The following is a 20,397-nucleotide window of genomic DNA, read 5'->3' as shown; positions in this document are numbered from 1 at the left end:
TTACACCAGACCATTGCCAGAATCATTGCCGGTGCTGGCATGCTTCCGGTTCAGCAACCAGGCGCTCAGGATGAAGAGGGCGATGACAACAAGCGAGAAAACCGTGGTCAGCGTGCCGAGCGCATAGAGAACCGGCGAGGTAACATTGGTGGTCATGCCGAAGATTTCCAGCGGCAGGGTGTTGTAGGAACCTGCGGTCAGCAATGTCCGGGCGAATTCATCATAAGAAAGGGTGAAGCCGAACAAGGCGACACCGATCAGGCTCGGCGCGATGATCGGCAGCACAACATGGCGAATGGTCTGCCAGGAGGTTGCACCAAGATCGCGGGCTGCTTCCTCATAGGTCTTGTCGAAGCGGTTGAACACCGCGAACATGATCAACAGGCCGAACGGCAGGGTCCAGGTCAGTTGTGCGCCAAATCCCGAGGTGGTCCAGTGCACATCGAGATCAAGCTGATTGAAAATCAGCCCGACGCCGAGTGAAATCAGGATCGAGGGAATGATCAGGCTGGTGATGACCAGATAGAACAGCACGCCTGACCCTTTGAAGCGCTTGCGAAAGGCCAGGCCGCCCATCACCGAGACGATAACCGTCGTGACCATCACCATCAGGCCAAGCGCCAGAGAGCGCCGGAAAGACCCCCAGATATCGCCAACCGCCTGTTGCTCGAACAGATTGTGAAACCAGTGCAGCGAAACGCCGTTCATCGGAAAGGTCAGTCCGCCCTTAGGCCCCTGGAACGAAAGAATGGCGATGGTGATCGTCGGGCCATAGAGAAACAGGATGAAGAGGGCGAAAAAGCCCGCCAGCAGATAGAAGGAGCGTCCACGCTGTTCCAACATTTCAGAGCTCCTTCCGGATGTTGACGAAGCGCAGCATGATCCCGATCACGATAAGCACGGTGATCAGCAGCACCACGGAGGTGGCGGCCGCGGAGGGATATCTGAGCAACGCCACGTCGTTGGAGATCAACCGGCCGACATTGGCCGATTGAGAGCCGCTCATGAAGCGCACGGTGATGAAGTCGCCCATCACCAATGTGACGACAAAGATCGAGCCGATCATGATACCGGGCTTGGTCAGCGGCAGGATGACGTTGGTCAGTGTCTGGAAACCGGTGGCGCCGGCATCGCGGGCGGCTTCCAGCAGCGATTTGTCGATGCGCATCATGGTGTTGAAGATCGGAACCACCATGAACAGCGTGTAGAGATGGACGAAGGCCAGCACCACGGCAAAATCGGAAAACAGCAGCCATTCCAGCGGTTCATCGATCATGCCCATCGAGATCAACGTCTGGTTGGCGATGCCGTTGCGGCCGAGAAACGGTACCCAGGAAATCATCCGGATGATGTTGGAGGTCAGGAATGGCACCGTGCACACCAGAAACAGCACGATCTGCCAGGTCTGGGCGCGGATATGGAAGGCAAGGAAATAGGCAACCGTAAAGCCGATCGCGAGGCACAGCGCCCAGGAAATGATGGTGAACATGAAGGTCTTGAGAAAAACCGAATAGGTCACCGACGAGCGGAACAGGAATTCGTAATTGTCGAAAATGAATGCCGGATAGATCGAAAATTCGGTGGCGCCCCAGAAGCTGACGATGACAATCATGGCGATCGGCAACACCAGGAAAAGCGCAAGCACGAGGGCCAGTGGCGACGCCATCAGCCAGCCGGAAAGCGTGCTGGAAGGGGTTTGTTTGGAAGACATCTGCGACCTGGCCTTCTGGGGTGGGATCCCGCGCCCGGAATGGGCGCGGGGAATTGCGATGGGACCTCGCCTTAGGCGGCGATGAACTCATTCCATTTGCCGACCATGTACTGGTTTTCGTCCATAACGGCGTTCCAGCAGGCAACGGCGCCCATGCGGTCAATGTAGGAGCCGCCATCGCGCACGTCGCCGGCAGAGGCCAGCTTGTCGCCGGTCGGGCTGGTGATGTCGCCGGTTGCTGGCTTGCCTTCGTACCAGTAGCCCCACTCGTTTTCGGACATGAACAGCTTCGAGGTTTCCGGAACAGCGGAGTAGTAACCCTGACGCATCAGGTAACCACCGACCCAGCCGGAGAGATACCAGTTGATGTACTCGTAGGCAGCTTCCAGCTCGAGGCCCGAGAGGTTGGCTGACAGGCCGATGCCGCCGCCCCATGAGCGGTAGCCTTCCTTGAGCGGCTGGTAGACGCAGGGGATGCCCTTGGACTTCACGGCCGTAATCGCAGGCGACCACATGGACTGGATCACGACTTCGCCAGACGCCATCAGGTTGACGCTTTCGTCAAAGGACTTCCAGAAGGCGCGGAACTGGCCGGCCTTCTTGGCTTCCATGAAGATGCCGATGGTCTTGTCGATCTCTTCGCGGGTCATGTTGCCCTTGTCGGCATATTTGATTTCGCCCATGGCTTCGCAGACCATGGCCATATCCATGATGCCGATCGAAGAGATGTCGAGGATCGAGGCCTTGCCCTTGAATTCAGGGTTGAGCAGTTCGGCCCAGGTGTCGATCGGACGGCCAATCAGGTCGGGGCGAATGCCCAGCGTGTCGGCATTGTAGATGGTCGGGATCAGGGTCATCCAGCCGGTGACATCCTTGGCAAACGAGGTGCCATCCTTGCCATCGACAAAGCCGACCGTGCTTGGTGCAGTGCCCTGAGCAACGGTGCTTTCCGGCGTCAGCTTGCCGGTGGTGAAGATCGGCGCAATCTTGTCGAAGTTCGTGATCTTGGATGTGTCCATCGCTTGCAGGTTGCCTGTCGGCCAGACCTTCTTGCAGATCCAGTATTCGATATCGGCGATGTCGAAGCTCTTGGGCTGGGTGGCGGCACGCTGGGTCACGCTGTCGGAATCAAGCGCGGTCATCTCCAGAGTGAACCCCAGATCTTCCTTCACCTTGTTGGCAACATCGTTGAGGTTGGACACCCCGGTGCCGAACTGGCGAAGGGTCACATCCTTGATGTTCTGCGCCCAGATGGTCGGGAACCCGGTTACTACGCCCGAACCGATGGCGGTGCCTGCAACTGCGGCTGTGCCCTTGAGCATCGACCGGCGGCTGATGGCGTTGGATTTTGGCGTCTTAGTCATATTCATTCTCCTTGGTGGTGATTGGCATGGTGTTGGTTGTTGGCGTGGTTCAGTTCGCCAGACGGTGCGCGTCGTCCGGCTTCCAGTTGAGAAAGACCGTCTGGCCGATCTCCAAAGGTTCTTGGGAAAAGAGGGCGTCGGGAATGGTAACGCTGATCGGGTTGGAGCCTTCCACGCCCGCAGCGTCATTCAGGGCAACGGAGAAGGTGGTTCCCAGATACTCGATCTCGCGCACAACGGCCTTAAGCCCGGCGGCGCCCTTGGGCTTGGTCCTGGCGACCTTGATCTTGTCTGAGCGGATCGCCAGGTGAGACTGACCATCGCTCATGACATTGTGGCCGCCCATGAACTGGGCCACGAATTGGGTTTCCGGACGGTTGAAGACATCCTGCGCGTTGCCGACCTGCTCGATCCTGCCCTTGTTCATGACGATTATCTGATCGGCCAGAGACAACGCCTCGTCCTGGGAGTGGGTGACATGAATGAAGGAAATCCCCAACTCCCGCTGCAACCGCTTGAGCTCGGAGCGCATGCGCAGACGCAGGAACGGGTCAAGCGCCGACAAGGGTTCATCAAGCAACAGGATTGATGGATTGGTGATCAGCGCGCGGGCAAGCGCGACACGCTGCTGCTGGCCGCCCGAGAGTTGTGCCGGCAGACGACCGGCAAAGCCTGCCATATCCACCAGCTCAAGCAATTTCATCGACTCGGCAAGACGTGCGGCCTTGTCCACGCCCTTCATTTTCAGGCTGAAGGCGACATTGTCGGCGACGCTCAGATGCGGGAACAGCGCATAGTTCTGAAACATCATAGCCGTGCCGCGGCCGGCCGGCGGCAGATCGGTGATGTTCTTGCCCCCGAGCAGAATGTCGCCCCGGGAGACGGTCTCATGGCCTGCGATCATGCGCAGCGTCGATGATTTCCCGCATCCTGACGGCCCCAGAAGACAGGTGTAGGAAGCACCCGGGATCTTCAGCGAAATTTCGTCAACGGCAATCGATTGGCCATAGGATTTTGTTACTGAAATCAGCTCTGCTGCGGATTTGTCCATCATGGTCTGGCTCCTTGCCTACCGTTTGGGTTTTGCAAGCAGCGTGCCAGACTCTCGAAATTTATATACTATTGATTTTTCATGATATTTTATCTCACCCTCAGCAATGGACATGGGACCTGCCTAAATTGTAGCCAATTTTTTATACAATAAGCCTAATTATTGTATACAATTTTGCGTTGCCAAGTCGGGTGACGAATTCTATAAATAGGCCTCAAGATTCTAAGGTGTTTCAGGCATGCAGCGGTGATCAGAGCTCTACGCACAACCCAAGGCGAGCCGCATGGGCCCACAGGCGCGGCAAGCCGGTCGGACATGGTTGTTGCTGGTCTTCAACGTGCGATTTTTGAACACAAGATCGCGCCGGGCACCAAACTGTCTGAGGATGAAGTCGGTGAGATCTTCGGGGTCAGCCGGACCATTGTGCGCGCTGCGCTGCAGGCCCTGGCCCATTCACAGCTTGTCTCCATCGAAAAGAATCGCGGCGCGTTCATCGCCAGTCCGACTCCGAAGGAGGCGCATGAGGTTTTCGAGGCGCGCGGCCTGATCGAACCCCGGGTTGCCGCCATGGCAGCCAAGCGAATGACGGACCAGACGATTGAAACCTTGCGCCTCCATATCGAAGAAGAGCACGCGGCGATGGATTCGGGGGACAAGGGCCGGGCATTGTCGCTGTCGGGCGAATACCATCTCAAGATTGCGGACATTGCCGGACATGACGTCTTCACCGACGTCATCCGCTCCCTGATTTCGCGATCCTCCTTGATCATCGCACTTTACTGGCGCCGGGCCGACACCACCTGCGAAAGCCATTCTCACCACGCATTGATGAAGGCTTTCGAGCAACGCGACCCGGCTGCGGCGGAAGAAATCATGCGCAGCCATATTGTCGATCTGCATTCGGGATTGAATTTGAACGACCCGAACAGGCCGCCACTCTCGCTGGCGGATGCTTTGCGGGGTTAGCTTATCGCGAACCTGTCACGTTCGACCCGGATGCACGGGCGAATTCAAAACCGGGCCTTCGGTGTCCATTCACCCCAATTGAAAACTGCATTGCCAGCTTCAGCTTGGCAGATATTCCTTGCTCCAGCTTTCGCTGATCTGCCCGGTCTTGAGGACGGTCTCGATGGCCTTTTCGGCATATCCGAGCTCGCGCAGGATCGCGCGGGTCGATGTGCCGAATTTCTCCGTCGGTGGCAGCGCGAAAACGCGGCCGCGCTGGCTCCGCACCGCATAGGGATCAAGCTGGATGATTTCGTGGCCGCTGGGATGATCCCGGTAGACAGAAAAGGAGTAGCTGCCGTTCTGTGTGCCGGGTGTGCCATCGGCTTCACGGGTGTTCTGCGCGCGCAATGCGTCGATGTTGTCGCAGATAGCGCAGCCGATATCCGCCGCTCTGAGCCGCTCCACCCATTCGCTTGCCGGCTGTGACTGAAACGCGGCGGCGAGAAAACCGGCGCGGTCCTCTTCGGCAATATCGGGCAGCTCCTCAAGCCCTTCGGCATTGCGAAACCGTGGTATGTCAGTCTCATAGGCGCTCAGCAGGATGTAGATGCCTGAGGCCGTGCTGTAGAACCGGCTCAGCGGCCCATACCCAATCGCCTCGGGTCCGGACGGCTCGTCATACAGGCTGCGCCCGTCATAGTCGTAGCAGAACGGCACTTGCAGCAAGCCGCTGTTGGCATTGAGCGAGGTGCGGCCGCGGCCGATCCGTCCAAAGCGGTGCTTCTGGTAAAGCGCAGTCGCGACAGCGAGAGCCCCGCCGAAGCCACACATCACGTCGATCGTGCCGACATGCGCATGTTCCTCCGGGCGGTCCATCGCACCGCCAAAGCGCAGCATGATGCCGGTGATGGCCTGCACCAGATCGTCATAACCGATATAGTCGGTCCGCGTTCCACGGCGCACACCGCTGAAGCAGTCCAGCTTGCAAAACAGCGCATCGGGATTGAGCCTGCGCAGGCTTTCGGCATCCAGCCCCATGCGCTTGATCTGGGTATCGGGCGCATTCCAGACGATCACGTCAACCGTCTTGACCAGGTCCTCGAAGACCTTGCGGCCATGTTCGGATTTTATGTCCGCCAGGATCGAGCGTTTGCCCCGCCCCTGGCTCAAGCCGTAGACCACCGTATTCCAGCTATCATAATAAGGCTTGGCCGGATCAAGCTTGATGACCTCGGCGCCAAAGCGCGCCAGGTAGCTTGCTGAATGCGGGCCGGCGATGACGTTGCACAGATCCAAAACCCGGACACCAGAGAGCCAGCCTTCCTGCGTAACGCCTTCCGAGGGCTCGGGAATTTCGGTCCGGATCTTGCGCAGGACTTTCAGGGCTTCGTCAAACTCGACCCAACGGCGCGGCTTGGGTTCGAGAGACTCTTCGCCGCTCTCCTCCATCCAGACCACCGGACCGGGCTGGGTCATCGGGCCCAGTTCGGGATCGTCGACATCGATCATCAGTCCCGACATCTCGGCATATTCATCGTTGACCCACTCCTGCAGCCAGCGCTGGGCGGCGCCCGGTATTCCGGCACGGCCAAACATCCGGTTCCATTCATGCGAGGTGCGGGTCATGAACACCTCTTTCATCCGGGCGGCGAGCTTGTCGGCCCAGAACTTCGGCATCGGGTAGACCCCAAGCGAGGTGTCTGACGACCATTCCGACTGCGGCTTGTAAGTGTCCTCTTCCTCGGTCAGCCCCTCCTCGACCATTTCGTCATAGATGCCCAGCACCTGAAGGCAGCGGCGCGCATGGTTCTTGTGGCTGGGGCAGACGACATAAAACATCCGCCCGTCCTTGCACATGTAGCTGCGGAAGAACGGATCGAGCAGTTCCTGGAGATCTTCATAGGAGACGTTCATCGGCAGGCCTTCGACCCGCCGGCGCTCGATCTCGATTTCGCGCTGCGTGAGATAGCGCTCGGGCATGTCCGAGACCTTGATCGAGTTGTAGCAAAGTCCCTCCATCACCGCGGCGGCAAGCGGCACCTCGATCTGATCACCCAGACCGGTCAGCTGCCGCGACTGCAGTGCCAGGACGGTCGAGGACGCAGCTATTTGCGACGCATAGGCAGAAGCCAGCGGCAATGGCGAGAATGACGGGCTCAGCCCCATCAGAACGCGGTTCAGGCCCATATCGGTAAAGACGCCGGAACTCGCAGCGATCACGCTTTCAAAAGCCCGCAGCTCGCGCCGCTCATCATCGTTGGATGCAAAGCCGGGCAGCGAGACCGTGATCAGTTCGGGGCGTTCTTCGCGCATGGTGGCAAAGTCGAGTCCGAGCTTGGCGAGCTTGCCAGGGCGGAAGTTCTCGATGATGATGTCAGCCTCGGCACACAGCGCGCGCGCTTTCTCCAGGCCATCTTCGCTTTTCAGATCAAGATTGACGATCAGCTTGTTGCGCATCAGCGTTGCATTGGCGTGGCTCTGCCACATCGGTCCGTCCGGTGGATCGATGTGCACAACCGTGGCGCCCAGATCGCCGAGCAGCATTGCGACCGCCGGGCCCGCAATGTACTGGCCGAAATCAACCACTTTGACACCTGTCAAAGGCAGCTTGGAAAATGAAGTGCGCATTATTCCTCCAGGAAAAACGGAAACAGCCGGATGATGCTACTGAGCTGACAGCATCCAGCGCGCGGCTTTTTCCGCGATCATGAGGGTCGGAGAGTTGGTGTTCCCGCTGGTAATCTCGGGCATGATGCTGGCGTCCACAACGCGCAGGCCGTTCACACCCTTGAGCCGGAGATGCGGATCAAGCACTGCGCTCGGGTCATCAACGCGCCCCATCTTCACCGTGCCGACCGGATGGAAAATGGTGCTGCCGATGTCCCCGGCGAGCTTGGCCAGCTGCTCATCGCTCTGATACTCGATTCCGGGCTTGTACTCTTGTGGTTGATAGGCCTGCATCGCAGGCTGTGCCATGATCTGGCGAACCTGCCTCAAGCTGTCGGCGGCAACCTTCCGGTCTTCTTCGGTTGCAAGATAGTTGGGCGATATTTTCGGCGCATCGCGGAAATCGGCAGATCTGATCTGCACACGACCGCGGCTGGTTGGATTGAGATTGCAGACGCTGACCGTGATGGCGGGAAATTCGTGCAAATCTTCGCCAAAGGCCTCAAGGCTCAAGGGCTGCACATGATATTCAAGATTGGCGTGGGCGCGGTCGGGATCGGAGCGGGTGAACGCACCGAGCTGGCTGGGCGACATGCTCATCGGGCCGGAGCGGTTGAGCAGATATTGCAGCCCGATCTTCGCCTTGCCGAGCAGGCTGTTTGCAAGCGTGTTCAGGGTCGGCGTACCCTTGACCTTGAACACGGCACGGATCTGCAGATGGTCCTGCAGGTTCTCACCCACCGGCGCATCCTTGATCACCTCGATCCCGTGAGACTTCAAAAGCGCCGCAGGACCGATGCCCGACAGCTGCAGGATTTGCGGGGAATTGACCGCTCCAGCCGAAAGCACTGTCTCGCGGCGGGCCTTGACCGACACGGACCGGCCGGCGCGATTGACCACGGCGCCGGCACAGTGAAGCGAACCATCCGCCTTCGTTTCCAGGGTCAGCTTCTCGACCTGTGCCTCGGTCCAGACGGTGAGGTTCGGCCGAGATTTTGCCGGCCGCAGAAATGCCTTTGAGGTGTTCCAGCGCCAGCCGGAGCGTTGGTTTACATCAAAATAGCCGACGCCCGCATTGTCGCCGCCGTTGAAGTCATCGGTCTTATCGATCCCGGTTTCGACCGCAGCGTCAGCAAAGCTGTCGAGCACATCCCAGCGCAGCCGCTGCTTTTCGATGCGCCACTCCCCGCCATGGCCATGCATGTCGGAAAAGCGGCTGTTGCTCCCGGTGGCGGGATCAGCTCCATCGTCGAGCTTGTAGTGGTCTTCGTGCGCCTTGAAATCGGCCAGCGCATTCTCCCAGTTCCAATCGTCCTCACCGCTCTGGCGGGCCCAATTGTCATAGTCCCGTGCCTGGCCGCGCATGTAGATCATGCCGTTGATCGAGGAGCAGCCGCCCAGCGTCTTGCCACGGGGGTAGCGAAGACTGCGTCCGTTGAGCCCCTTGTCGGCTTCGGTGGAATACATCCAGTCCGCACGCGGATTGCCGATGCAATAGAGATAGCCAACGGGAATATGGATCCACGGATAGGTGTCGGGTTTGCCCGCTTCCAGAAGGAGCACACGGTTCGCCGGATCGGCGCTCAGCCGGTTTGCCAGCAGGCAACCCGCTGAGCCACCACCAATCACGATATAATCGAAACTCGTGTCTTGATCAGGCATGACGCCCCTTTGCTTGATGCCCCTTTTCGGAGCCCTGTTAGAAAGGAGGAGCAATGGACAAACCATACGCGCGTATCATGACAGAAGTCCGGAGCGCTGATCGGAGTGTCTTTTCGCGTCCTCCCAGTCCGCGAACAGGCACGACACTAGAAATGCTGATCTGAAAAATCCAATGACAAATCACACATTACGATATTAGTGTTTTTTATATGGACCGATTTACAAACATCAGCACCCTTCAGGCCTTCGTCACGGTCGCACGTGAAGGCAGCGTGTCGAAGGCAGCCGAAATCCAGAATCTGACCCAGCCCGCGGTCAGCCATCAGCTAAAACGGCTGAGCGAGGAGACCGGGATCACGCTGTTCCGCCGAACCGCCACCGGCCTTCAGATCACCCAGGATGGCGCCGCGATCTTGCAGAAGGCGGAGCAGGTGCTGGCAGCGATGAACGAGTTCCACCGCAGCGCCCGCCTGCAGCTGGGGCGCGTTGAAGGCAAATTGAAGATCGGAACCATCGTTGACCCCGAGTTCATTCGCCTTGGCCGATTGCTTGGCCAACTCAGGGATGAGTATCCGGACATCACCACAGAGCTCATTCACGGTGTCAGTGGCGACATTCTCAATCAGATCAAACGCGGCCGGATTGATGCAGGCTTTTACCTCAGCGCACCGGAAACCTTCGATCACCACGATGGGGACGAACCGGTCCATGCCGAAAAACTTGCCGATTTTTCCTACCGTGTGATCGCACCAGCCGGCTGGCAGGGGCGGGTTGAGAATGCCAGTTGGAGTGACCTGGCTGAATTGCCATGGATCGGAACGCCCGAGGTCTCGGTACACAACCGGTTGCTAGCGACCATCTTCGAGAAACACGGCTGCAAGCAGAATGTCGTTGCACTGGTCGACCAGGAAGCTTCGATGCTGGAAATGGTCCGTGCAGGCGTCGGTCTGAGCCTGTGCCGTGAATCGATCGCCCTTCACCAAAGGCAGTCCTTTGGCATTGCGGTGTGCAACTCGGTCTCAGTCCCGGCCTGCCTCAGCATCGCCACGCTGGAACGCCGCAAAGACACTCCGGTGGTGTCGGCTCTTTTCAGCCTTCTGGAAAGCACCTGGGGGTAGAGACCCGATCACAAGCTCAATCCGTTTCGGATACGCCCAACAGCCGCATGGCGTTTTCCTTGAGGATCAGGGGCCGCACCTCATCCTTGAAATCCGCCTTGTCGAATGCGTCCAGCCACTTTTCCGGCGCGATCATCGGCCAGTCGGAGCCGAACAGCATCTTCTTCTTCAGAAGCGTGTTGGCATAGCGGATGAGGATCGGCGGGAAGTATTTCGGGGACCAGCCGGAAAGGTCGATATAGACATTGGGTTTGTGAGTGGCGATGGAAAGCGCCTCTTCCTGCCACGGGAATGACGGATGAGCGAGGATGATCGGCATGTCGGGGAAGTCGACGGCCAGATCATCGATGTACATCGGGTTTGAATATTTGAGCCGCATCCCGTTGCCGCCGCGCATGCCGGAGCCGACACCGGTCTGGCCGGTGTGAAACAGCGCCGGCTTTCCGGTTTCCGCGATCGCCTCGTAGAGATCATAGGCCATGCGGTCATTGGGGTAGAAGCCCTGCATGGTCGGGTGAAACTTAAATCCCTGGACACCGTGGTTCTTGACCAGGTCAAGCGCTTCGCGCGCGCCAAGCTTGCCCTTGTGCGGGTCGATCGAGGCAAAGGGGATCAGGATGTCACTTTCCTTGGCGCAGGCCTCGGCGACTTCGTAATTGTTGTAGCGGCGAAAACCGGTCTCGCGCTCTGCATCGACAGGAAAGATCACCGCCGCGATGTTCATCTCGCGGTAATGCGCCGCGGTTTCGGGAATGGTCGGCGGATGTTCCCAGGGAGCGCCAAAATACTTGGCCATCGTGGTCTGCAGATCGTCATAGCCGTCGTCCGCGTGGCAACCACAGGGTTCTTCCGCATGGGTGTGGGTGTCGATCGCACGGACCTTTGAAAAATCTACCATTGGTTCCTCACACCCGGATCAAAGCCGGGTCCTGGTTGTCATAAAGCCGCTCGAGAATGTCGGCGCGGCGGGTGATGATCTTGCGAACATTGAGCGAGCCCTTGTCGGTGATCTCCCCATCCTTAAGACTTGGCGGTTCGGCAAGAATGATGGCCCGCGCGATCCGCTTGGCTGAACCGGAAGACGCCCTGGCCATTGCACGCAGGCGCAGTTCGATGGCGACTTGAAGATCTGGATCGATAACAGCGCCTTTCGATGTCGTCGGGCCATGGACCTGATCCGGTTTCGGGAACACGAACAGCCCGATCTCGCCCCGGTCATGGCCACAGATCACAACATCCTGCACAACACCGCGGAGCTGCTCGAGCACCTCCAACCGGAGCCTGCCCGCCTGGACCCAGGTCCCGGTCAGCAGCTTGAAGTCCTCGGAGACGCGTCCATCAAAAACCAGACCGCGTTCGGGATCATCGGCATCGACGAACCGCACCGCATCACCGGTGATCAGGAAGCCTTCCTCGTCAAAGGCGGCTGCCGATTTTTCTTCGTCACCCCAGTAGCCGGACATGACATTGGGGCCTTTGACACGCAATTCGCAGCGCATGTCGTCATCGGGGATGAGCTTGATCTCGGTGTCGGGCAACGGCAGGCCGATCACCCCGGAACGGCCGATCGGTTCGTAGACCATGATTGTGGCAGGCGCGGTTTCGGTCATGCCCCAGCTGGAAATCATCAAGGGCAGCCTGCCGCGCACTTCAATCGCCATTTCTTCAAGGCGGGTCCAGACATCCTGCGGCAAGGATGCGCCAGCGTAAAACAGCATGTCCAAATCGCGGAAATAAGCATTGCGGAGTGCCATGTTGGTTTCCATCTCCTGCACCAGCATGGCAAAGCCAACAGGCACGTTGAAAGACAGCGTGCCCGGCTTTTCGATGATGTTCTCGACGGTGAGAGGAAAGCCCGAACTGGTTGGCTTGCCATTGTCGATGTAGAGACTGCCGCCATGGGCGAGCATCATCAACGTGTTGTGCGAGCCGCCAAAGACATGGTTCCAGGGCAACCAGTCCATGATCCGCGGCGGCCTCTCCTTGAGAAAAGGCAACACGCTGGCCATCTGCGCCTGGTTTGTGCACATCATCCGCTGGGTTGTCAGAACCCCTTTCGGCTCAGAGGACGAACCGGAGGTGAAGAGGACCTTGGCCAAAGTGTCGGGGCCGACTTTGGCATGAACGCTGGCCAGATCGATTCCGGCATCACCGCGCAGCAATTCATTGAAAGGCGTGACCGCACCAGGTGCGCCTTCGGTCCGGCTGGCAATGATCTCCACGCCAGCCAGCTCGGGGCGCGAAATCGCCGCACCATAGCGCGAAGCATTGTCGACAAACGCCATCGCCGGCTTGATCTTGTTGAGCACATAGACAAGACGCTCATGCGCTTCGGTGATCAGCGAATATTGCTCGGCAAGCGGGACCGTCGGGATTCCCGCATATTGCGCAGCGAGCGAAAGCAGCGCGTGGTCAATGCTGTTGCCGGACATGATCACGATCGGGGTCGAGCCATCCATCCCGCGCGCCACAAGGCTCGAGGCGATGGCGTGGACAGCATCGCGGACCTCCGCATAGCCCATCTCACGCCAGCCTTCGTTTGACCGTTCAGCGAGAAAGACGCGAGACGGGGCCTCATCCGCCCATTTGTCGAGCCAGACACCGGCGTTGGACACCACCGGGTCACAGGCAGTCGGGCTGGTCATCAGCAGGTCTTGCGCACGCCGCTCGATGTTTACCGCGTGGGGCACCAGTGTCAGCCCGGTTGTGTTGTCTTTCATGCCCTGCCTCCCAAGCAGTCATTCAGCTCTTGCGATTGTCTTCGATGATCCGGCCAAGCAGTGCTTTGAGTGTCTCGCGCTCCACCGCAGACAATCCCGAGAGGATGCCGTCTTCATGCTCATGAACCAGCTTCTCGGTCCGGTTCCAGAGCTTGCGGCCCTTCAATGTCGCTCGCAGCGCATAGGACCGACGATCACCTTCAACCTTGTTGCGCGAAATCAGATCGGCATTTTCCAGCTCATCAACAATGACGACCACGCCGGAGCGCTCGATCTGCAGTGCCTGAGCCAGCTGTGTCTGTGAGATATCCGGGTTCTCGACCACAATGCCGAGCGCGGAAAAGGTCACGATCCTCAACCCGGTTGGCTTGAGAACGCGCATCATATCGTTCTGGATGAGAAGATAGGCGAGCTTCATCTCATAGCCGACAAACTGGCGAAGATGTGTCTGCGCCAATGGCTCTTCATTTCCTGCCGTATCGGTTGCGCGCTTTTTCATATCCGCTCCTGTCCAGGAATGCCTGATTGGGTATCTATCGGAACACCGGACGGCGTTTTTCGAGGAATGACTTCAAGCCCTCTTCCGCATCAGCGCTGGTCTGCGAGACAGCGGCGCAGAGGCTTTCAGCAAACAGCCCGTCCGACTTCGACATGTCGGAGATCCGGCTGATCGCCTGGATCATCATGTAATTGGAGAGGCTGGCATTGTTGGCGATCTTGCCGGCCAGCTTCTGCGCCAAAGCCATGGCTTCGCCCTCGCCGACTGTGTAGTGGGTCAGTCCGAGCGCCAGGCCTTCCTCGGCATTGTATTTTCGTCCGGTCAGCATCATCTCGCACATTCGGTCGGCACCGATGATCCGGCCGACACGAACGGTCGCGCCGCCGCCGACAAAGATGCCGCGCATGCCTTCGGGCAGCTGGAAAATGGTCGAGGGCTCGGCAATCCGCACATGGGTAGATGTGGCAAGCTCTAGCCCGCCACCGATGACCGCTCCAAACATCGCCGAGACAACCGGAAGGCCGGAAAACTGGATGATGTCCATCACCCGGTGCCAGTTGCGCGAATGACGCATGGTGCCTTCCGCATCGCGTGACACATGCTCGGAGAGATCAAGGCCGGAGCAGTAATGCCCTGCAGTTCCAGTCAGGATCACGGCCTTGACGCCTTCAAGCGGCGCAGCAAAAAAGGCCTCCAGCGCGTCAAGCAACTCATCGCACATGGCGTTGCGCTTGGCCGGGCGGTTCATGGTCAGAGTGGCAACCGGTCCGTCGGTCGTCACCAGCAGAATGTCGCTGGAACTGGTCATCTTGATCCTTGCATTCTCATCGGTTTGCTATTTGGCGGGCATACGGGCGGCACCGTCCAGACGGATAACACATCCGTTCAGCATGGTGTTTTCAACAATCTGCTGGACCAGCTGCGCATATTCGGCAGGCAAGCCCATCCGGCTCGGGAAAGGTACATTCTTGAGAATATCCCCGCGAACATCATCAGGCAGTCCGGCACTCATGCCGGTTTCAAACAGGCCCGGCGCGATGGCGACGACCCGGATCCCGAACCGCGCCAGCTCCCGCGCTGCCGGCAGTGTCATCGACACCACGCCGCCCTTGGAGGCGGAATAGGCTACCTGGCCGATTTGCCCGTCCTCGAACGCCACCGATGCCGTGTTCACGATCACGCCGCGCGCGCCATCCTCGTCGACAGGTTCGGCAGCCGCCATTGCACGGGCTGCGACATTCATCACTGCGTAGGTGCCCATCAGGTTGACGCGGATCGTGCGATCAAAGATCCCGGTTGTCAGGGAGCCGTCGCGCGGCAGGATGCGCGAAGCCGTGCCGATCCCGGCGCAGGAGACGACCACGCGAGGCGCACCGCCCAACGACTGGATTGCCTGCTCGAAGACAGCCTCCACATCGGACACATTGGAAACATCGGCAGCAAGCGCCACCCCGCCGATTTCACTGGCGACACGGCTTGCCGCATCAAGCGAAAGATCAAGCACGGCGACGCGCGCGCCGGCCTGAGCCAGACGTCTGGCTGTGGCCTCGCCAAGGCCACTGCCGGCTCCGGTAACAAGCGCGATGGTTCCGTTCAAATTCATAATGTCTCTCCTCGCCAAGATAGTGATTCAATATAATTGTTATGTCAATGAACAATTATAGTTTGGACCAATTTCCGCACACCAAGACCCGACAGCCATCGAGATAGCCGGGAATGACGACCAAACGTTGGAGCGAATGGGCTATTTCAAAGGTGCCGGGTGGATGAACGGCCAGGGCGAAGTGTCCGAACCGCGCGGGATGCTCACTTCGATCACCACAGGTTCATTGGCCTGCACTGCCTCGGCCAGCTTGCCGCGAAGGTCTTCCGGACTGTCGGCTTTCATCGCCATGACGCCAAATGATTGCGCGAGCGCGACGAAGTCGGGGTTTTCGAGATCCGCGCCAAGCAGCCGATTGCCGTAGACCGTCTGCTGGTCGCGGCGCACATTGCCATAGGCCGAATTGTTGAAGACGATCGCAACAACGGCGATGCCGAACTGTTTGGCTGTCGCCAGTTCCTGAACTCCGAACATGAAACCGCCGTCGCCGGAGACGGAAATCACCACCTTGTCGGGATTGGCGACTTTCACACCGAGAGCGGTGTTGAAGCCGAAGCCGAGATTGTCTTGATAGCCGCAGGTGACATATTGCCGGGCGGCGTAAACCGGGAAGCACATCCGCGCGGTGAACCCGACCTGCGAGACCTCTTCGACGAAGAAGCCGTCGCGCGGTAGCACATCACGGATCACCCGCAGATAGCCTTCCTGCGGCTGAACGCTGCTCAGGGCTTCCGCCGCATCGGCTTTCAGCTTTCCAAGTTCGGCTTCGCGTGAGGAGCGCTCAGGCAACCCCTTGAGTTCGTCAATCAGCGCCCGGATGCCGGCCGCAGACTCCGTCACCAGTCCGACATCGGGCTTCAGCCGCACCATTTCGGTCGGATCGATATCGACGCGCACGACCTTCAGCCCCTCAGGCATCCAGCGCCAGCGGAAATACTGCAGTTCCAGCCGCGAGCCGATGCCGATCAGCAGATCGCAGGTCTGCCAGTAGTGCCAGGCGGCTGGCGGCAGTAGCGCGAGCGGATCATCATCGGCCAGGATGCCCTTGCCCGAACGGTGCGCGGTCACCGGCGCCTGCAGCAAACGGGCGAGCTCGGCCACTTCGGCTTCCGCGCCGATGGCGCCGGAGCCGAGCATGATCATCGGGTTTTTCGCCTCGCGGATCAGCGCCGCGGCCTTTTCAACGACTTCAGGATCGGGCCGCGGCGCGGCAACCGGCTGCGCCGCTTCGGGCATGTCGACATCCGCCGCCATGCCGAACACATCCCACGGCGCCTCGATGCCGACAGGCCGCTGGCGGCCGGACAGCATCTGCCTGAAGCCTTCATTCATAACGGCACCCGCTTCCGCCGGATGATTGATCCGCTCGGCCCATTTGGTCAGCCCCTTGAGCGTACCGAGATGATCGGGCAATTCATGCAGTTGCCCCCTGCCCTGCCCGATCAGATGCGACATGATGTTGCCGGTCAGGCACATCACCGGCGCATTGCCGCCATAGGCGGTACACAGCGCAGCGCCGGAATTCAGAAGACCGGGTCCCGGCACCACCGTGTAGGTCCCCACCCGTCCGGTGGATTTCGCATAGCCATAGGCCATGTACCCCGCGCCCTGCTCATGGCGGGTATGAATGAACCGGATGCTCTCCGCTTCGCGGGCAATCGCGTCGTTGAAATCATACATATGCGCGCTGGGAATACCGAAGACGGTATCCACGCCATTGGCTATGAGCGATTTGGCCATTACTTCGCCGGTGGTCATGCGGGTCATTGAACTATCCTACTTTGCCATGCTGAGTATCTGGACGGTGGTGTATTCGCGCAAGCCTTCTTCGCCGAACTCGACGCCAATGCCGGACTGCTTCACTCCGCCCATCGGAACCGTCGGGTTGAGAACCCCGTGCCGGTTGACCCAGCGAGTCCCGGCGACGAGCTTGCGCGCCACCTTTGCCGCCTCTTCCGGATCATTGCCCCAGGCCGAAGCCCCAAGCCCGACTTCCAGAGCATTGGCTTTCGCAATCGTGTCATCAAGCTTGCTGTAACGGATCACCGGCAGGATCGGCCCGAATTGCTCTTCGGCAACCACACGCATGTCGTCCGTGGCATCCGCAATGATGGTCAGCGGGTAAATGTAGCCGTTGCCATCGGGTTTCTCGCCACCGGTCAGAATGTATGCTCCCTTTGACCTCGCATCCTCGACCAGTTCGACGATCTTGTCGAACTGCATCTTGTTCGATAGCGGACCGATCAGCGCAGAACTGCCGGCGCCAATTTCCTGGGTGTCGGCATCGACGTTACGCCTTTTGCCGGCCCCATGCGCGCGCATGCCAGGAAGTACAAGACAGACGTCTCAGACACCGTAGCCTGAATTCACACCCGCAGCTCACGGAAACGCACAGGCCTTTCAGTTATCCCATGCTCTTGCTAAATCCGGAGACGCTGCTAAAAATTTAGCCATGGTTACAATTTATGCAGAAGCGCCGCAAATGTCGGCTTTGACACCCAAAAAAACACCGAAGCGTTTGCGGGAAGGGCTGCTGCATCTGTTGCAATCAGTCTACCCCGATCACGACACGAAGGACCTTCTCGAACGCGTGCTCACCGCCTTCTGGCCCGGCGATGAGCCGCCACGGCCCCGCGGACGGCCGCCGGGCAACACCTTGTGGAGTGAAAAGGACAGCTATGTCATCACCTATGGCAACAGCTTCATAAATGGCGAGCACAAGCCATTGGATCTGCTCTATGATTTCCTCGACACACGGCTGCGGGGCGTCGCTACCGGTGTCCACATCCTGCCCTATTTCCCCTACACCTCCGATGATGGTTTCGCCGTAACCGACTATTATGCGGTCGACAGCATGCTGGGCGCCTGGGAAGATGTCGGGCGCATCGCGGGACAGTTCCGGCTGATGTCGGACATGGTGATCAATCATTGCTCGAGCCAGAGCGTTATGTTCAACGCATACCGGCTCGGCCATTCCCCCTATGACAAGTTCTTCTTCGAGGCCTCGCCGGAGGATGACCTGTCGATGGTGGTGCGGCCCCGGGCCCACCCGCTGCTGCGTGAGGTGGACACCGCCCAAGGCCCCAAACATGTCTGGTGCACATTCAGCCATGATCAGGTGGATTTCGACTTCTCCAACCCCGAGGTGCTGCTCGAGTTCCTGCGGATCCTGCGCTTCCATGTCGACCGGGGTGTGCGGACCGTGCGCCTCGACGCGGTCGCCTTCCTTTGGAAGGAGGTCGGCTCGCCCTCGATCCATTTGCGGCAGACCCATGAGGTCGTCCGGCTGCTGCGGCTGCTTGCGGACTATTGCGCGCAGCCGCTGGTCCTGATCACCGAAACCAATGTGCCCAATGCGGAGAACCTGAGCTATTTCGGCAACCGCAACGAAGCCCATGTGGTTTACAATTTCTCGCTGCCGCCGCTGTTGCTGCATGCTCTTCTTCACGGCACCTCGCAGCATCTCAATGCCTGGCAGATGTCGATGCCGCCGGCACAGCTTGGCTGCACCTATTTCAATTTCACCGCCTCCCATGACGGCATCGGCATGCGCCCCGCGGAAGGGCTGTTGAGCGAGGAGGACATCGACAGCGTGATCGCCACCGCCAAGCGTTTCGGCGGTCTGGCGTCGATGCGGACCATGCCCGATGGCAGCACCCGGACCTACGAGATCAACATCGCCTTGTTTGACGCGCTCAAGGGCACCGTGGAGGGCGAGGATCAGTGGAACATAGAGCGGTTCCTGTGCAGCCAGACCATCGCTCTGGGGCTCGAGGGCATTCCCGGCATCTACATTCACTCGCTGCTCGGCACCGGCAACGATTATGAAGGTGTCGAGAAATCCGGTCACAACCGCGCCATCAACCGGCGGCGCTGGCACTATCCCGATCTGCTTGCGGAACTCGAGGATTCGGGGAGCACCCACGCGCGGATCTTCCAGGGCCTGACATCCCTGATGAAGCTGCGCAGCAAACAGGGCGCGTTTCATCCCAATGCCACGCAGTTCACGCTTCAACTGGGGAACCAGCTGTTCGGGTTCTGGCGCCAGAGTCTCGACCGGTCGCAGAGCATTTTCGCGATTCACAACCTGACCGCCGATGAGGTGGCCATTCCGGTGATGGCGCTCAACCTGATCGGCGGGGAAACCTGGACCGACCTGATTTCCGGCGATGACATCAGCTCGATGGGCCGTGACATCATTTTTGCACCCTATCAATGCCGCTGGATAACAAACTGACCCGCTCCGCAATGCCAGCAATCCGTCACGACCGGCTGATCGTGTTCACCGATCTGGATGGCACGCTGCTCGATCACGAGACCTATTCCCATGCCGCCGCCGGCGCGGCGCTGGCCGCGCTCAAGAGCCACGGCGTGCCGCTTGTCCTCGCCTCAAGCAAGACCGCAAGCGAGATTGCGCCCTTGCGCGCGGAACTGGGTTTTGAGCATTGCCAAGCGATTGTCGAGAACGGTGCCGGCATTCTCGAAGCGCATCAAACCGGTGACGGGTCGGACCAGGTTCACCAACGCCTTCTGGATGCACTCGTCGAACTTCCACCGGCGCTTCGCAGCTGCTTTGAGGGGTTCTCCGACTGGAGCGATGAAGAGGTGGCAAGCCGCACCCACCTGCCGCTCGATCAGGCGCGAATGGCCAAACAGCGTCAATTCTCCGAACCGGGCCTCTGGTCTGGCGGCGAGACGGAGCGCGATCAGTTCAAGGCCTTGTTGAAAAAACGGGGGATCACGGCCTTGCAGGGCGGTCGTTTCATGACATTGTCATTTGGCAGCGACAAGGCTCAACGTATGATCGATATCATCGCGCGCCATTCCAGCCCCGGATACAAACCCTTCGCTGTCGCACTGGGAGATGCGGGCAATGACATCAAGATGCTGGAGAGCGCCGATCTTGGTTTCATCATCCCCAATTCCAGCCACGGCGGCATCGGACAACTTGCCGGAGAGGCGAGCGGCAGGATAATTCGCGAGACCGCCGAGGGGCCTGCCGGTTGGAACCACGCTGTGCTTGGGCTATTGAAGACATCCAGCAATACCTAGGA

At 59.3% G+C, this 20,397-nt stretch carries 17 protein-coding genes; 4 read left to right on the top strand and 13 right to left on the bottom strand.

Translation table 11 applies throughout. The features are described 5' to 3' along the window. The 4 genes from HPDFL43_RS04260 to HPDFL43_RS04245 form a co-directional block, all read right to left on the bottom strand. Window positions 1–843: an ABC transporter permease gene (locus HPDFL43_RS04260; RefSeq protein ID WP_007196023.1), complete on the bottom strand. Its 843-nt coding sequence runs from the start codon at window positions 841–843 to the stop codon at window positions 1–3. A 1-nt stretch (window position 844) separates the two neighbouring features. Next, the gene (locus HPDFL43_RS04255; RefSeq protein WP_007196022.1) at window positions 845–1,711 is read right to left on the bottom strand and encodes an ABC transporter permease; all 867 of its coding nucleotides are present in this window, start codon (window positions 1,709–1,711) and stop codon (window positions 845–847) included. Between the two features lie 71 nt (window positions 1,712–1,782). Continuing rightward, complete coding sequence (locus HPDFL43_RS04250; RefSeq protein WP_040449044.1) at window positions 1,783–3,075, bottom strand: ABC transporter substrate-binding protein; 1,293 nt, start codon at window positions 3,073–3,075, stop codon at window positions 1,783–1,785. A gap of 49 nt (window positions 3,076–3,124) precedes the next feature. Continuing rightward, complete coding sequence (locus HPDFL43_RS04245) at window positions 3,125–4,129, bottom strand: ABC transporter ATP-binding protein (RefSeq protein ID WP_007196020.1); 1,005 nt, start codon at window positions 4,127–4,129, stop codon at window positions 3,125–3,127. A 312-nt stretch (window positions 4,130–4,441) separates the two neighbouring features. Here HPDFL43_RS04245 and HPDFL43_RS04240 point away from each other — a divergent pair, with 312 nt between their 5' ends. Beyond that, on the top strand, window positions 4,442–5,092 hold the full coding sequence (locus tag HPDFL43_RS04240; RefSeq protein ID WP_007196019.1) for a GntR family transcriptional regulator: 651 nt from the start codon (window positions 4,442–4,444) through the stop codon (window positions 5,090–5,092). A gap of 99 nt (window positions 5,093–5,191) precedes the next feature. On the opposite strand, the gene HPDFL43_RS04235 is transcribed toward HPDFL43_RS04240, so the two are convergent. After that, window positions 5,192–7,702: a CoA transferase gene (locus tag HPDFL43_RS04235; protein ID WP_007196018.1), complete on the bottom strand. Its 2,511-nt coding sequence runs from the start codon at window positions 7,700–7,702 to the stop codon at window positions 5,192–5,194. Window positions 7,703–7,738: 36 nt separating this feature from the next. After that, complete coding sequence (locus HPDFL43_RS04230; protein WP_007196017.1) at window positions 7,739–9,403, bottom strand: GMC family oxidoreductase; 1,665 nt, start codon at window positions 9,401–9,403, stop codon at window positions 7,739–7,741. Window positions 9,404–9,612: 209 nt separating this feature from the next. On the opposite strand from HPDFL43_RS04230, the gene HPDFL43_RS04225 reads away from it, so the two are divergent. After that, window positions 9,613–10,521 carry a LysR family transcriptional regulator gene (locus HPDFL43_RS04225; protein ID WP_007196016.1) on the top strand — a complete coding sequence of 303 codons (909 nt, stop codon included), beginning with the start codon at window positions 9,613–9,615 and terminating at the stop codon, window positions 10,519–10,521. A 16-nt stretch (window positions 10,522–10,537) separates the two neighbouring features. Here the strand turns inward: HPDFL43_RS04225 and HPDFL43_RS04220 are convergent, their stop codons facing one another. The 7 genes from HPDFL43_RS04220 to HPDFL43_RS04190 all read right to left on the bottom strand — a co-directional run bounded on the left by HPDFL43_RS04220 (window position 10,538) and on the right by HPDFL43_RS04190 (window position 17,665). Further along, complete coding sequence (locus HPDFL43_RS04220; RefSeq protein WP_007196015.1) at window positions 10,538–11,419, bottom strand: 4-hydroxyphenyl-beta-ketoacyl-CoA hydrolase; 882 nt, start codon at window positions 11,417–11,419, stop codon at window positions 10,538–10,540. 7 nt (window positions 11,420–11,426) lie between these two features. After that, entirely contained in the window at window positions 11,427–13,241 is a 1,815-nt protein-coding gene (locus HPDFL43_RS04215; protein WP_007196014.1) for a feruloyl-CoA synthase, read from the bottom strand. A gap of 22 nt (window positions 13,242–13,263) precedes the next feature. Then, window positions 13,264–13,740 (bottom strand): MarR family winged helix-turn-helix transcriptional regulator, encoded by a 477-nt coding sequence (locus HPDFL43_RS04210; protein ID WP_007196013.1) that lies wholly within the window; start codon window positions 13,738–13,740, stop codon window positions 13,264–13,266. A gap of 34 nt (window positions 13,741–13,774) precedes the next feature. Then, a complete protein-coding gene (locus HPDFL43_RS04205; protein WP_007196012.1) occupies window positions 13,775–14,548 on the bottom strand; it encodes a crotonase/enoyl-CoA hydratase family protein in 774 nt (257 codons plus the stop codon). A gap of 27 nt (window positions 14,549–14,575) precedes the next feature. Then, a complete protein-coding gene (locus HPDFL43_RS04200; protein ID WP_007196011.1) occupies window positions 14,576–15,343 on the bottom strand; it encodes an SDR family NAD(P)-dependent oxidoreductase in 768 nt (255 codons plus the stop codon). Between the two features lie 141 nt (window positions 15,344–15,484). After that, on the bottom strand, window positions 15,485–17,110 hold the full coding sequence (locus HPDFL43_RS04195; RefSeq protein WP_007196010.1) for a thiamine pyrophosphate-dependent enzyme: 1,626 nt from the start codon (window positions 17,108–17,110) through the stop codon (window positions 15,485–15,487). A gap of 9 nt (window positions 17,111–17,119) precedes the next feature. Then, the gene (locus tag HPDFL43_RS04190; protein ID WP_007196009.1) at window positions 17,120–17,665 is read right to left on the bottom strand and encodes an aldehyde dehydrogenase family protein; all 546 of its coding nucleotides are present in this window, start codon (window positions 17,663–17,665) and stop codon (window positions 17,120–17,122) included. A 160-nt stretch (window positions 17,666–17,825) separates the two neighbouring features. On the opposite strand from HPDFL43_RS04190, the gene HPDFL43_RS04185 reads away from it, so the two are divergent. Both HPDFL43_RS04185 and HPDFL43_RS04180 read left to right on the top strand, forming a co-directional pair. Continuing rightward, a complete protein-coding gene (locus tag HPDFL43_RS04185; RefSeq protein WP_040449621.1) occupies window positions 17,826–19,580 on the top strand; it encodes a sugar phosphorylase in 1,755 nt (584 codons plus the stop codon). Beyond that, a complete protein-coding gene (locus HPDFL43_RS04180) occupies window positions 19,559–20,395 on the top strand; it encodes an HAD-IIB family hydrolase (RefSeq protein WP_007196007.1) in 837 nt (278 codons plus the stop codon). Before HPDFL43_RS04185 ends, HPDFL43_RS04180 begins: the two co-directional genes overlap by 22 nt. The last annotated feature ends 2 nt before the right edge of the window (window positions 20,396–20,397 follow it).

It is taken from the genome of Hoeflea phototrophica DFL-43 (genome assembly GCF_000154705.2).
Taxonomy (GTDB): Bacteria; Pseudomonadota; Alphaproteobacteria; order Rhizobiales; family Rhizobiaceae; genus Hoeflea; species Hoeflea phototrophica.
The sequence above is the reverse complement of the archived record's forward strand: the minus strand, read 5'-3'. Positions and strand labels throughout refer to the sequence as shown.